This window comes from Endozoicomonas sp. OPT23 (assembly GCF_009653635.1).
Lineage (GTDB): Bacteria > Pseudomonadota > Gammaproteobacteria > Pseudomonadales > Endozoicomonadaceae > Endozoicomonas_A.
This window is the reverse complement of record NZ_PPFD01000005.1, coordinates 511,771-526,143: the sequence shown is the minus strand read 5'-3', so window position 1 is coordinate 526,143 and position 14,373 is coordinate 511,771. Positions and strand designations below refer to the sequence as shown.

General features: G+C 46.5%; 12 protein-coding genes. 7 read left to right on the top strand and 5 right to left on the bottom strand.

The genetic code is table 11. The features are described from left to right. Window positions 1-8: 8 nt before the first annotated feature. The 3 genes from EOPP23_RS13985 to EOPP23_RS13975 are packed head-to-tail and all read right to left on the bottom strand — an operon-like array spanning window position 9 to window position 3,720. Window positions 9-902 (bottom strand): branched-chain amino acid ABC transporter permease, encoded by an 894-nt coding sequence (locus tag EOPP23_RS13985; RefSeq protein ID WP_153766604.1) that lies wholly within the window; start codon window positions 900-902, stop codon window positions 9-11. Beyond that, window positions 899-2,920 (bottom strand): long-chain fatty acid--CoA ligase, encoded by a 2,022-nt coding sequence (locus EOPP23_RS13980; RefSeq protein ID WP_153766603.1) that lies wholly within the window; start codon window positions 2,918-2,920, stop codon window positions 899-901. The genes EOPP23_RS13985 and EOPP23_RS13980 overlap by 4 nt, the downstream gene beginning before the upstream one ends. After that, the gene (locus tag EOPP23_RS13975; protein WP_153766602.1) at window positions 2,920-3,720 is read right to left on the bottom strand and encodes an ABC transporter ATP-binding protein; all 801 of its coding nucleotides are present in this window, start codon (window positions 3,718-3,720) and stop codon (window positions 2,920-2,922) included. The genes EOPP23_RS13980 and EOPP23_RS13975 overlap by 1 nt, the downstream gene beginning before the upstream one ends. Before the next feature lie 413 nt (window positions 3,721-4,133). Between EOPP23_RS13975 and EOPP23_RS13970 the strand changes: the two genes are divergently transcribed. The 5 genes from EOPP23_RS13970 to murA all read left to right on the top strand — a co-directional run bounded on the left by EOPP23_RS13970 (window position 4,134) and on the right by murA (window position 9,891). Then, window positions 4,134-5,630, top strand: coding sequence for a CoA-acylating methylmalonate-semialdehyde dehydrogenase (locus EOPP23_RS13970; protein WP_153766601.1), 1,497 nt, complete (start codon window positions 4,134-4,136; stop codon window positions 5,628-5,630). A 10-nt stretch (window positions 5,631-5,640) separates the two neighbouring features. Further along, entirely contained in the window at window positions 5,641-6,801 is a 1,161-nt protein-coding gene (locus EOPP23_RS13965; protein ID WP_153766600.1) for an acyl-CoA dehydrogenase family protein, read from the top strand. Between the two features lie 98 nt (window positions 6,802-6,899). After that, window positions 6,900-7,781, top strand: a complete 882-nt coding sequence (mmsB, locus tag EOPP23_RS13960) for a 3-hydroxyisobutyrate dehydrogenase (protein ID WP_153766599.1) — start codon at window positions 6,900-6,902, stop codon at window positions 7,779-7,781. Window positions 7,782-8,350: 569 nt separating this feature from the next. Next, window positions 8,351-8,602, top strand: coding sequence for a BolA family protein (locus EOPP23_RS13955; protein ID WP_153766658.1), 252 nt, complete (start codon window positions 8,351-8,353; stop codon window positions 8,600-8,602). Between the two features lie 26 nt (window positions 8,603-8,628). Beyond that, the gene (murA, locus tag EOPP23_RS13950; RefSeq protein WP_153766657.1) at window positions 8,629-9,891 is read left to right on the top strand and encodes a UDP-N-acetylglucosamine 1-carboxyvinyltransferase; all 1,263 of its coding nucleotides are present in this window, start codon (window positions 8,629-8,631) and stop codon (window positions 9,889-9,891) included. 138 nt (window positions 9,892-10,029) lie between these two features. On the opposite strand, the gene EOPP23_RS13945 is transcribed toward murA, so the two are convergent. Then, window positions 10,030-11,079, bottom strand: a complete 1,050-nt coding sequence (locus EOPP23_RS13945) for a hypothetical protein (RefSeq protein WP_153766598.1) — start codon at window positions 11,077-11,079, stop codon at window positions 10,030-10,032. A 130-nt stretch (window positions 11,080-11,209) separates the two neighbouring features. After that, window positions 11,210-12,190, bottom strand: coding sequence for a hypothetical protein (locus EOPP23_RS13940; RefSeq protein ID WP_153766597.1), 981 nt, complete (start codon window positions 12,188-12,190; stop codon window positions 11,210-11,212). A gap of 176 nt (window positions 12,191-12,366) precedes the next feature. Between EOPP23_RS13940 and hisG the strand changes: the two genes are divergently transcribed. Together hisG and hisD are read left to right on the top strand one after the other, a co-directional pair. Continuing rightward, complete coding sequence (gene hisG / locus EOPP23_RS13935) at window positions 12,367-13,020, top strand: ATP phosphoribosyltransferase (protein ID WP_153766596.1); 654 nt, start codon at window positions 12,367-12,369, stop codon at window positions 13,018-13,020. Window positions 13,021-13,025: 5 nt separating this feature from the next. Further along, the gene (hisD, locus tag EOPP23_RS13930; RefSeq protein WP_153766595.1) at window positions 13,026-14,327 is read left to right on the top strand and encodes a histidinol dehydrogenase; all 1,302 of its coding nucleotides are present in this window, start codon (window positions 13,026-13,028) and stop codon (window positions 14,325-14,327) included. Window positions 14,328-14,373 lie beyond the last annotated feature (46 nt).

The following is a 14,373-nucleotide window of genomic DNA, read 5'->3' as shown; positions in this document are numbered from 1 at the left end:
AATCCCTGTTATATACGTTCAATGTCTTTGGTACCGAACAGTCCGTAAGGCTTGAACGCCAGAATGATCAGCAGCACATAGAAAGGCGCAATAGTGTAAAGGTTACCGACGTGTAAGTACTGGCTGTCTATAAACTCGGCCAAATTTTCCAGCACACCGATAATCACACCACCCACTACACCACCAACGATGGAGTCGAGACCACCAAGGATGACCGCAGGGAATACCTTGATACCGATAAACGACAAAGCATCAGATACACCGTTAACCATGCCCATAACAATCCCGGCCGTAGCCGATACCATGGCCGAGATAGCCCAGCTGGCAGCAAAAACTTTGGAGACTGAGATGCCCAGACTACTGGCCACCTGCTGGTCGAAGGCTGTGGCGCGCATGGCCAGACCCATTCTGGAATAACGGAAGAACCAGTAGAAGCCTGCCATCATCAGGAAGGAGAAGATCAGACTCATGATATAAGCCAGTTCGACATTCAGACCACCGATGGTGACGGTGCTGGTTTCAAACACCTGTGGATAACTCTGAGCGGAAACACCAAAGATCCACTTCATCAGCGCCTGAAAGAACATCGACAAGCCAATGGTCACCATAATTACCGAAATAATCGGTTCACCAATCATGGGCTTTAAAAAGATGGCCTGTATCAAAATCCCGAACAGCGTCATAAAGGCAAGGGTTATAATAAAGCCCAGCCAAAAGGGCAGCTGTAACCAGACCAGTGTTGCCCAGCAAATCCAGGCGCCAATTAACAGGAATTCACCCTGAGCAAAGTTCACTACCTGAGTGGACTTATAGATAAGTACGAAGCACATGGCGATAACGCCATAGAGCAAGCCGACAATCAGACCATTGATGGTCAGCTGAAGTAACAGTTCAGTGTTCATGATGCCTGCCTCCAGTCGTTTTTATTAGGTTTTACTTTCAGACTGTTCTTTTCTATAGCTGCATTAATAGCTGCGTCCGAAGTGTGCAGATTGACCACGTCCAGAGTGGTTTGTACACGACTTTGACTGCCATCCTGAAAGGTAATCATGGTGTCGATATCCACCTTCTCCTGACCACCATAAAGCGCATCAATAATGTCAGCGTACTTCTCGGCAATCACGCTTCGACGTACTTTACGAGTACGGGTCAGCTCACCATCATCGGCATCCAGCTCCTTATAGAGCAGCATAAACTTGTTGATGCGCTGGCTTTCCGGCAGGGACTCGTTGACTTCATCAACCGCTGTCTTCACCAGTTCTCTGACTTCGGGTTGTGCCGATAGGTTGGTGTAGTTGGTAAAGGAAATACCTTTCGCTTCCGCCCACTTTGAAACAATGCTGAAACGAATACAGATAATGGCAGTCAGGCATTCACGACCTCGTCCTAGTGCAACAGCCTCGGCAACATAAGGTGAGAACTTCAGTTTGTTCTCAATATATTGAGGGGAATAGCGAACGCCTGAAGCGGTTTCTGCCATATCCTTGATACGATCAATAACGACCAGGTGGCCATTGTCTTTTAGATAACCTGCATCGCCAGTGTGCATCCAGCCGTCACGAACGTCTTCATCGTAAGCTTCCTGATTTTTGTGGTAGCCGGTAAACATGCCAGTGGTTTTTGAAACTATTTCGCCAACACCGTTTTCATCAGGGTCGATAATCTTCAGATCGGCATTATCAAAAACAACACCTACGGATTCGTAATCTATGTCATCGCCCTTGTGTATGGTGTAGGCACCGGCCATTTCTGTCTGACCATAAAGCTGTTTCAGGGGAACACCCATGGCATGGAACAGCTTAAAGGTGTCAGGTCCCATGGCTGCGCCACCGGTAGCGGCTGAACTCAGGTTGGAAAAGCCAAGCCTGTCTTTAAGCGCATTCATTAATACCCAGTCAGCTATTACTGAATGCCGGCCTTGTTCCTTGGCCTTGACAGCTTTGTCCATCGCCCATTTGAACAACTTCTGCTTCAGAGGCTGGGCATCCATCATTCGGGAATGAACCTCTGCTGCCAGGTTTTCCCAGACTCTGGGGGCTAGCAGGACAAAGTTCGGGCCTATCTCCCGAAGGTCTGACATCAGTGTTTCCTGAGTTTCAACGAAGTTAATAATCTGTCGTTGAATCAGTGCCTGACCAACGGCGTAAACCTGTTCCATAATCCACGGCAGTGGCAGTACAGAGACATAGTTATCACCCGGTGTTTTTGGATCAGCTCTGAGGTAAGCAGAGCAATGATCAAGGAAGTGTCCTGAGTGCAGTTTTGCCAGCTTTGGTCTAGAGGTTGTACCAGAGGTGGTGCAGAGAATAGAAAGCTCTTCACCACTGGTCAGTGACAGCATTTGCCGATAAAGGTCGGGCAGCTGGAAATCAATCTGTTTGCCGTGCTTGATCACATCATCGATATCTATCAGGCGTGAGTCCTGATACTTACGCATGCCTCTGGGATCACAGTATACAATCAGTTTCACGTGAGGAATGGTGTCTTCCAGTTCCAGCAGCTTGTCACACTGTTCTTCATCTTCCGCAATCACAACAGAAGCTTCAGAGAAGTTCAGCAGAAACTCAGTTTCTTCATGCAGCGAGTCCTGATAAACACCCATGGAGTAACAGCGCAGAGCGTGAGCTGCGATTTCACCCCAAAGCCATTCCGGACGGTTTTCACCCTGGATAGCGATAACCTCGTGGTCTTTTACACCGAGATGTTTCAGACCAAGAGCCAGCCATTTAACCTTGTTGTGATAATCCTGCCAGGTGTATTCCTGCCAGATACCGAATTCTTTTTCCCGCATGGCAATATCATCGGGGAAATGTTCGGCATTCCAGGCCAGTACTTTTGGAAAGGTATCCTGAACCTTAACGTCAACGGTTGTTTTTCTAAGGAGCCGTGAAGAAGATGATTTAAAATTTGCAAAGGCCATTACGCTTCCTCCATCAGTAATTCATCTTCTTCACCGAGGTAGGCTTTTTTAACATGTTCGTTTGCCATGATCTCGTCAGGCAGGCCTTCAGCAATTTTGCGACCGAAGTCCAATACCATAACGCGATTTGAAATACCCATTACCACGCCCATATCGTGTTCAATCATGGCTACGGTCATTCCAAACTCTTCATTTAAATCCAGAATAAAACGAGCCATGTCTTCTTTTTCCTCCTGATTCATTCCTGCCATGGGTTCATCAAGAAGAATTAAATCGGGTTTTAAGGCAATTGCGCGAGCCATTTCCACACGCTTTCTTAAACCGTAGGAAAGTGTGCCCGCCTGTTTTTTGCGAATATGGGAGATTTCCAGAAAATCAATAATGTCTTCCACTTCACGACGATGACTTAATTCTTCCTTCTGTGCACCTGAAAACCAATAGAGTGGGCCAGTAGCAAAGTTGTTATCCAACAGGTGATGACGACCCACCATAATATTGTCGAGTACCGACATATGGCCGAACAGCGCCAGGTTCTGAAAAGTTCGACCCACCCCCAGTACCGAGCGTTCATTAGGCTTCAGGCCGATCAGCTCTTTGTTTTTAAAACGAATAGAACCATTTCCGGGGTGATAGCGTCCGGAAATACAGTTCAGCATGGAGGTTTTGCCAGCCCCATTGGGGCCAATAATTGAGAAGACTTCACCCTGATTGACCGAAAAACTCACATCGGTCAGTGCTTTGACTCCGCCAAATGCCAGGGACACATTCTCGATGACAAGGAAAGGTTCCTTTTGACTCATCGTTACGCCTTTTGTTTTTGTTATTTTTCTATTGAGCTTGGCTATTGAGAATGGGCTGTACGGTAACAGCCAGATTACTTTTTATTGTTATTATTTTGTTTTTTCTAAAAGTCGCTATCGAGGCTAGCATAGTGGTTTGTATTGGGTAAATGCTGATCAGGGTGAAACTACCTACGACCATGGTAGTAGAAGAGCGCAGCAGTCTTGCTCTGATATCGAATTAAAACATTTTAAATCATCAGGTAACCCATTCTTAAATAAGAAAAATCTAATATGGTTCGATTTTTAAATAAGTAATGTTAATCAATTGGCTTAATTTCGCTGATAGGTTGGATATTGACATACAGGTAAGCGTTTAGGGTAAGGTTTGTCATAAATTCCTACACCGAACAATAATAAATACAGGATGCACCATGACCCATCAGGTACCACTATTTCTCAATGGCGAATTTGTTCAATCTGCCAGCACACAAAAACTTCCTGTTCTCAATCCAGCCACACAGCAATTACTGGCTGAAGTACCCATGGCAACACCAGCAGAAGTTGAACAAGCCGTAGCAGGCGCAAAAGAGGCCTTTAAAACCTGGCGTAATGTGCCTGTTCCGGAACGTGCCCGTTTGATGATGCGCTATCAGGCCCTGCTGAAAGAACATCACGATGAGCTGGGTGAGCTGCTGTCTCAGGACACGGGAAAAACCTTTGAAGATGCCAAGGGGGATGTCTGGCGGGGCATCGAAGTGGTTGAGCAGGCCGCCAATATTCCTTCCGGCATGATGGGTGAAACGGTAGAAAACGTTGCCAACAGTGTCGATACCAACAGTTATGTGCAACCACTGGGTGTCTGTGTCGGTATCACCCCATTTAACTTCCCGGCCATGATTCCGCTCTGGATGTTCCCGCTCTCTATTGCCTGCGGTAATACCTTTGTTCTCAAGCCCAGTGAACAAGTGCCTCTGACGCCTGTGCGTCTGATTGAACTGCTGGTGGAAGCCGGTGTGCCTAAAGGCGTGGTGCAAATGGTTCATGGTGGTAAGGAGCAGGTTGATGCGTTACTGAAACACCCGGATACAAGAGCTGCCTCTTTCGTGGGTTCTACTCCGGTTGGTCGTCATATTTATGAAACCGGTACTGCCAGCATGAAGCGTGTTCAGTGCATGACAGGCGCCAAAAACCATTCCGTGATCATGCCGGATGCCAGTAAAGAGCAAGTGCTGAACAACCTGGTAGGTTCTTCTGTTGGTGCGGCTGGTCAGCGTTGTATGGCCATCAGTGTTGCGGTGTTTGTCGGTGAGAGCAAACAGTGGGTTGATGAACTGAAAGACCGTCTCGCAGAAGTACGTCCGGGCGCGTGGAATGATCCTGAAGCGGGCTATGGCCCTCTAATTAATAAAGCCGCCAAAGAACGAGTGCTTGGTTTTATTCAGGCTGGTAAGGAAGAAGGTGCGACCTGCCTGCTGGATGGCAGTGATGCAGTGGTTGAAGGACACCCTGATGGCAACTGGGTTGGTCCAACTCTATTCACCGACGTTAATGAAGAGATGAGCATTTACCGTGAAGAAATTTTCGGGCCGGTACTTTGCTGTGTGACTGTTGATACGTTGGAAGAAGCTATCGCATTGGTGAATCGCAACCCATACGGAAACGGTACATCCATGTTCACTCAATCCGGCGGAGCCGCCCGCAAGTTTCAGCATGAGATTGAAGTGGGTAATGTCGGTATTAATGTTCCGATCCCTGTGCCTCTGCCGTTCTTCTCATTTACAGGCTGGAAAGGTTCGTTTATGGGCGACCTTCATGCGTATGGTAAGCAGGCTGTGCGTTTCTACACCGAAACCAAAACGGTCACATCCCGCTGGACTTACCAAGAGACTGAAAGCAAACAGATGAATCTGACCATTAACCTGAAGTGAGGTGGAAGGAATGGACTTTTCGCTGAATGAAGACCAGCAGGCGTTTGTAGACTCGGCCAGAGCCTTCTCCGAAGGTGCACTGGCTCCTAATGCTGCAAAGTGGGATGCAGAACATATATTTCCAAAAGAAGTTCTGAAACAGGCGGGTGAGCTGGGCTTTATGGCGCTTTATGCGCCAGAAGGCATTGGAGGTCTTGATCTACCAAGGCTGGATGCAAGTCTGATTTTTGAAGAGCTGTCTCAGGGTTGTACGGCAACGACCGCATTTATGACCATCCATAATATGGCGACTAATATTGTTGGTCGTTATGGCAAAGAGGCTTTCAAAGAGCAGTGGTGTCCTGAGCTGGTGACAGGTGAGAAGCTGGTTTCCTATTGTCTGACCGAACCGGGTTCAGGATCTGATGCGGCTTCATTACGAACGTCTGCTGTCGTTGATGGTGATGATTATGTGATTAATGGCAGCAAAGTATTTATCAGTGGTGCAGGCGATACTGACCTGCTGGTGGTAATGACTCGAACAGGTCAGGATGGACCGAAAGGTATCTCTGCCATTGCGGTGCCTGCTGATAGTGAAGGCATTCATTATGGCAAGGCAGAAGAAAAGATGGGCTGGAATGCTCAGCCGACTCGAATGATTACCTTTGAAAATGTCCGTGTACCAAAAGCGAATCTGCTGGGTGACGAAGGCAAGGGTTTTAACATCGCCATGGAAGCACTGGACGGTGGTCGTATCAATATCGCCACCTGTTCCATTGGTACTGCACAGGCTGCTTTGAATCATGCGGTAGAGTACTGCAAAGACAGAAAACAGTTTGGTAAACCGATCAGTGATTTCCAGGTCACTCAATTCAAACTGGCTGATATGGCCACTGAGCTGGTCGCTGCAAGGCAGATGGTTCGTCTGGCGGCTTACAAACTCGATCAAAAAGACACAGAAGCTGGCATTTATTGCTCCATGGCAAAGCGACTGGCTACCGATCTGGGTTTTAATATCTGTAATGAAGCTCTGCAGCTTCATGGCGGTTATGGCTATATACGGGAATATCCGATGGAACGTTATGTTCGAGATGTTCGGGTTCACCAAATTCTGGAAGGCACCAACGAAATCATGCGGGTCATTATTGGTCGTCGTCTATTAGCCGACGGTGCGCTTGAGCTGATACGTTAAATTTACCATATGCCTGTAGGTTGGTGTTGAGCGCAGCAAAGCCCAACACCGATACAGAATAGCCATATAAGAAAGAATAGAGAACAAGGAAGAGTGACATGGCAAGAGTAGCATTTATCGGCCTCGGCAATATGGGCGCGCCAATGGCTGAAAATCTGTTGAAGGCGGGACACTCTCTGAAGGTCTTTGACCTGAATCCGGAAGTGGTTGACCGACTGGTTTCCAATGGTGCTGATTCTTCTGAAACAGCACTGGCCGCTGCTCAACAGGCCGAAATCGTGATTTCCATGTTGCCTGCAGGGAAGCATGTGGAAAGCGCTTACCTTGGTGAAGAAGGCTTGCTGAGTATGCTTTCTTCCAGACCTCTGCTGATTGACTGCAGTACCATCGAATCTGAAACTGCACAAAAGGTGGCAGCTGCTGCAGAAGAACAGGGTTTCGATATGCTGGATGCGCCAGTATCTGGCGGTGTTGCCGCTGCTGCGGCAGGAACCCTGAGTTTTATGTGTGGCGGTAAGGAAGCAGCCTTCAAACAGGCTACCGAAGTGCTGGATGCCATGGGTAAGAACCTGTTCCATGCCGGTGATCATGGCGCGGGGCAAACTGCCAAGGCCTGCAACAATATGCTGCTGGCCATATTAATGGCAGGTACTTCCGAAGCATTGCAGCTGGGTGTGGATAATGGTCTTGATCCAAAAGTCCTGTCTGACATCATGCTGGCCAGCTCCGGTAAAAACTGGACACTGGAAGTTTATAATCCTTATCCGGGTGTCATGGAACAAGCACCGGCGAGTAATGACTATAAACCAGGATTTATGGTTGACTTGATGGCGAAGGATTTGGGACTGGCTGAAGAGATGGCTTTAAAAAGTGGTTCTGCTATTCCTATGGGCAGTAATGCCAGAAATCTCTATGTAGCACATCAGAAAAAAGGAAATGGTACTAAAGATTTTTCAAGCATCCTCGAAGAACTGAAATAGCAAAGAGTAGAGATAGCACTCCATTTTTCAGTTATTTAGGCTGAAATCCAAACCCTATATCGGTTGGCATTCCAGCCTGACCCATACAATTGTTATAGGCTTCCATAGGAAGTCTATGACAGTTTTCGTGTATCAAGCTTTGAAGAAAACCATACCAAAGGTACTGTGCAGAGCAGCCACTCAACATTGAATGTAAAAAAATAATTGTAACCAGTACCAAGAATCGTTTCTTCATTCATTACTCTCCCATGAATTATTAACATAGTTGTGTACGAACTCTCTGCAATACTGATTTTGTTCTAGAACCCTCTGCTTTAGTGGAACTTACTATAGCGCTGAAGGTCTGATCTCTCTGGTTTAGAACGTTTTTTTCAGGGCATGCGGTTATCAGTGTCATACAACCTGAAGTGGTTATGCTGCGGGCGTCTTATCATTGCCAGCATTGTTGCTGGTCAGTGTGCTGAATGTTCGATATTATTTCCCGATTTCCCCGCGATAAATGCCCTTTCTGCCCAATACTGGTGGAAAGCCTGTGCGCAGGCGGGATAAACGGTTTAAGAGGTAGAGGCATGCAAGCCACTGAAGTAAAGGCGTTACTGGAAGACAACATTTCTGAAGCGAAAGTATTGGTCGAAGGCGAAGGCTGTGATTTTCGTGTTACCGTTGTCAGCGAACAGTTTCAGGGTGCCATGCCAGTGAAGCGCCAACAGATGGTTTATGCGCATCTTAACGCTCACATCTCCAGCGGTGCTATTCATGCCGTTACCATGACCCTGCTGACACCAGCAGAAGCAAAAAACAAAGGCCTGGAACTGGCTTAACCTGACGGGAAAGGTAACTGATTATGATGGATAAACTGATGATCACTGGTGGTGCCCGTCTGGACGGTGAAATCCGTATCTCCGGTGCCAAGAACTCTGCATTGCCTATTTTGGCTGCAACTCTGCTGGCCGACGATCCGGTCACCGTTTGCAACCTGCCTCACTTGCACGATATTACCACCATGTTTGAGCTGTTTGGCTGCATGGGTATCGATCTGATGGTTGATGAGCGTATGAACGTTGAAGTTCATGCCAGCACTATAAAGCAGCTGCGTGCGCCCTACGAACTGGTTAAAACCATGCGTGCGTCCATTCTGGTTCTGGGCCCATTGCTGGCCCGCTTTGGTCGTGCTGAAGTATCCCTGCCGGGTGGCTGTGCCATTGGTAGTCGTCCGGTTGACCTGCACATTCGTGGCCTTCAGGCTATGGGCGCAGACATCGTGGTTGAAGATGGTTACATCAAGGCCAGTGTTGAGAAGCGCCTGAAGGGTGCTCACATCTTTATGGATACCGTTACGGTAACCGGTACTGAAAACCTTCTGATGGCTGCTACCGTTGCTGATGGCGAAACCATCATCGAAAACGCGGCTCGTGAGCCGGAAGTGGTTGATCTGGCTAACTGCCTGATTGCCATGGGTGCGAAGATTGAAGGTGCGGGTACTGACATTATTCGTATTCAGGGTGTTGAGCGCTTGCACGGTTGTACCTATTCCGTGCTTCCTGACCGTATTGAAACCGGTACTTATCTGATTGCTGCTGCAGCAACCGGTGGCCGTGTGCGTTTGAAAGACACGCAGCCGGATATTCTCGATGCCATTCTGATGAAGCTGCGTGAAGCCGGTGCGACGGTTGAGTGGGGCGAAGACTGGATTGAGCTGGACATGCACGGCAAGCGTCCAAAGGCCATCAGCCTGAAGACTGCCCCTTATCCGGCCATGCCAACAGATATTCAGGCGCAGTTCACTGCTCTGAACCTGATTGCCGAAGGCGTTGGCAGCATCACGGAAACCATCTTTGAAAACCGCTTCATGCATGTTCAGGAAATGAACCGCATGGGTGCGGATATGCAGATTGAAGGCAACACCGTCATCATCAAAGGTGTTGAGGGGCTGAAAGCTGCACCGGTAATGGCCACAGACCTGCGGGCTTCTGCCAGTTTGGTTATTGCTGCGCTGGTGGCGGAAGGTGATACCCTGATCGAACGTATCTACCACATCGACCGTGGTTATGAGTGTATCGAAGAGAAATTACAGGCTCTGGGTGCGAAGATTCGTCGAGTTTCGGCATAAAAGACGGCTCCGGGTATTGGTGGTTGAACCAATACCCGGGGAAAAATATTATTTTAAAAATCTAATTCGTATTTTTCCTTGTCTGCGCTCTAAATTTCTGAGAATCATATCCCTCTCTGTTTGTTGGCAGTTCTGTTTTTAATTATTAGAGTGCAGTATTTGACACTTAAGTTCACTTCCTAATTCTGAAGTCTGTTTCATATCCAGAATTATCCATCCCCATTTCTTTTGATATATATTTTCCAAGTGATGGCAGTCACAAACTGTATATGAATCCATATTCTTACATGGTTCTTTACTATTTCCAGTGCTGCTTAAGTAAGATATGAAGTCCATGGCAGAACTATTTACTGCGATTGATAATGGAGCGTGCTTTGAGGTATATGCCGTATGATGGTTTTCTTCCTGGCAGTTTTCGGTATCGCAATCATATGAAAGAATCGGATCAGCATCAGATATACCTTCAGGAATCTGAAAGTCAGCTGTAATATAATCAAAATAAAAATATTGTATGTAAGAACCAAAACTCCTCCCTCTTATTTTATAGGGGAGAGTAAGGTAACTGTCATTCTTCAAGCAATCGACACCATTCTGCGATTTTTCCAGGCATGCATCATCTCTTGAAAAATACCATGAGAATCTATGCGGTATCATTCTACACATAGTTTGATCGTGGCAGTGTATCTCTTCGTAATTTTCGTCATTAGGTGTGGTTTTTCCGCCCGATGGGCCCCTTGGGTGCAGTATCAAATTAACTTCAGGTGATTCTTTTAGTGAGATCGAATCTATATTTAAATCAACTTCTAGTTTTTCATTTGTTAGAGCATTATATCTGCACGTTATAAAGTGGTTGTATGAAAATGCTCGAGTAGTTTTTGGTGTGGTTATCATACTTTTGAATTTTAGTTTTGATTCTTCAAAAGGATTGGCAAGTTGTTGTTCTGAAATGTTGAGTTTTTTAAGAGTTAAATAATCTTCTTTAAAGGGGATGCTGATTTTGGCAACCAGAGTTGGTTCTTCATCATTCGGTGCGGTTTCATATAACCCACTCCATAATCCAGTCGCACTATCTCTGCTGAGTGAGATGGATTCAAAGTTTGGGCAGGTGAACTCTAATGCGTCGATAGTTGGCGATAAAGCCAGTATGGCGAACACAAAGCTATTGGTAGTTATTCTTGTTAGGTTCATGCAAATACTGTTGTCTGTTATTTTCTAATAAAGTAGTTCATATTAAAGTGAGTCTCATATTATTTTTCCAAAAGAGATGGGTTTGCATTTCATCCGAACATTAAGCTGAGTTATTTTTATAAAAACCACCTTATAGCTCGCTCTTTTTATTATTTAGTTTAAACTCTGCTGCCTCATGGTTAGGCATATACTGAATTTTGCATTGAAACTGTTCTTTATCAGTATCTTGATTAATATTCAGTTGTACCCACTCATACTCACCGATAATAGTTTGAAGCATTTCCGGACTGCACTCACAGCTAATAATACTGCCTTGCTGTGTGCAAGGGCTATCGAGTTCATCTCTTCCCTGTTGAACAAGGTTTTTATCCTCTGGGAGGAAAACGGCATCCTCTGTAATCAGGGCGGTATTCGCACCAGCGTTCACTGACACCTTAGGCCAGTTCTTAGCGTCTTCACTAAGGTGTTTGTAATAAAAGTTATAGTATCGAGTCCTGTTTTCATAACTCAATTCGATATTTGAATGATGAGTGCCTACGTAAATATCATAAAGTGTAATGTTTCTGCCTCGTTCTTTACCTGATGCATTTGTAACTATTGAAAAGGGAGGGGTTTCAAAAGAACAGGCATTATTAGATGCGTCGCAGATTAATGAACCACTGCTTTTTTGAAAAAAATCAGAAGGGTTGAGTGCTAATGAGATCTCAGGGTTTTTACGGAAAGATACTGACGTTATTGTTAGCTCTATCATCAGGGAAGAAAATAACGTGCTCTGGTAAAAACAGGTTATTTCAGGGAAGGCATAGCGGTCAGTTTGATGATGCCTGACATAAGTCAGAGATAGATGATCAACCATAGCTGTGTCTTCAAGTGTTGCGTTATCGACGCGACTGTTTCCCTCCGATATGATGCCGTCAGAAGAATAATGTGCAGTGAGAATAAAATTATTTAAATGAATTTTTTTCGGGAAGCTCGCCTCCCAAAGGCCGCTTTTATTATTTTTAGTCAAGGTGACTGATTTGGTATCAGGACAGGTAAACTCAAAACTGTATACGAATGAAGATATCGTTGTTAATAGCAATAAAGCTAAATGCAGCTTGGCTTGTTTCATTCCAGTACTTCCTTATGTGAACTAAATAATAAAATGGCACAGAAAAATATAAGTCGCCTGTTATATTTGGTGGCTTTCTGTGCGCTGGTGTTGAGCTATAGAGACTGTTCAATTCAGTGATTTGCTATAGAATACGGACTCTCTGACCGCAATAACGAGAAGGAATACTGAGTCGGATGTCCAGACAGATTACAATCGCCTTATCCAAGGGGCGAATCCTGAAAGATACCCTGCCGCTGCTGAAAGCTGCCGGTATTGAACTGGTTGAAGACCCGGCTAAGAGCCGAAAGCTGATCATTCCTACCTCTCATCCAGATGTAAACTTGCTGATCGTTCGTGCCAGTGATGTGCCGACCTATGTTGAGTACGGTGCGGCGGATGTGGGTGTGGCCGGTAAGGATGTCCTTCTCGAACATGGCTCCACCGAGCTTTATGAACCCCTGGATCTGAATATTGCCTGCTGCAAACTGATGACAGCGTGCAGAACGGGTTATGAAGTACCGGAGCAGGGCCGCTTAAAAGTCGCTACCAAATTCGTTAACGTGGCTAAGCGTTACTATGCCTCTATTGGTCGTCAGGCCGATGTCATCAAACTCTACGGTTCCATGGAGCTGGCTCCACTGGTTGGGCTGGCAGATATCATTGTTGACGTTGTTGATACCGGTAACACCCTAAGAGCCAATGGCCTTGAACCTAGGGATATGATTGCTGAAGTATCTTCCCGTCTGATCGTCAACAAGGCTTCCATGAAAGTGAAATTTGAAGCCATCAACCAGCTGCTTGATCAACTGGGTACTGCGGTTAATGCAGGATCCGCATCCGAGGAGTGATTGGCATGATTAAGCCCGTAGAGCTGGATTATGCCAGCAGTGATTTTCAGGAACAGTTACAGAAACTGCTGGCCTGGGAAGCAGTTTCTGATAAAACAGTACAACAGAGAGTCAAACAGATCATTGCTGATATTCAGCAACGGGGTGATCAGGCGCTGGTAGATTTCACCTGTCAGTATGACCGTGTTTCAATCAGTTCTATGGCTGAGCTGACGATTGATGAAAGTCAGTTGTCAGCAGCACTTGAGCGCATCCCGCAGGAGCAACGTCAGGCTCTTGAAACTGCAGCTGGTCGAATTCGCAGTTATCATGAACGACAGGTTCAGTCTTCATGGAACTATAAAGAAGACGACGGCACTATGCTGGGGCAACAGGTGGTTGCTATGGATAGGGTGGGCCTGTATGTGCCTGGTGGTAAAGCCTCCTATCCGTCATCTGTTCTGATGAATGCTATTCCTGCCCATGTAGCCGGTGTAAAAGAAATCATTATGGTGGTGCCGACGCCGGACGGTGTGGTGAACGATATGGTTCTGGCAGCAGCAGCGGTTGCTGGTGTAAAACATGTCTTTACCGTAGGCGGTGCTCAGGCTGTAGCGGCTCTGGCTTATGGTACGGAAACCGTGCCGAAGGTGGACAAAATTGTTGGACCGGGCAATATCTACGTAGCGACCGCCAAGCGGGAAGTCTTTGGTCAGGTTGGTATTGATATGATTGCTGGCCCGTCTGAAATCATGGTGGTCTGCGATGGTAAAACGAATCCTGACTGGATAGCCATGGATCTGTTTTCACAGGCAGAACACGATGAAGATGCTCAGGCGATTCTGGTCTCACAGGACAAGGGTTTTCTGGAGCAGGTAAAAGAAAGCATCAGTCGTCTGTTACCGACCATGGAGCGCAGGGACATTATCAGCGAATCCATAAATAATCGCGGTATTCTGATTCATGTGCCGGATATGGTGGCAGCCTGTGAAATGGTGAACCGAATTGCACCGGAACACCTGGAACTTTCTGTGGATAAGCCGGAAGAACTACTGAAAGATATACGTCATGCTGGCGCTATCTTTATGGGCCGCTATACCGCAGAAGCTTTAGGTGATTACTGTGCAGGCCCTAATCATGTTCTGCCGACCTCGGGTACCGCTCGGTTCTCATCGCCTTTAGGGGTTTATGACTTCCAGAAACGCTCATCTCTTATCTACTTCTCACCGGAAGGTGCGTCTGAAATGGGTAAGGTCGCTTCTGTGCTGGCCAGAGGTGAGTCTTTAACAGCGCATGCCCGTTCTGCTGAGTACCGTATTAAAAAATAAAGTCATGCTGTTTATGTGGGGGCGGACCCGCCTCCACGTTCTTTCT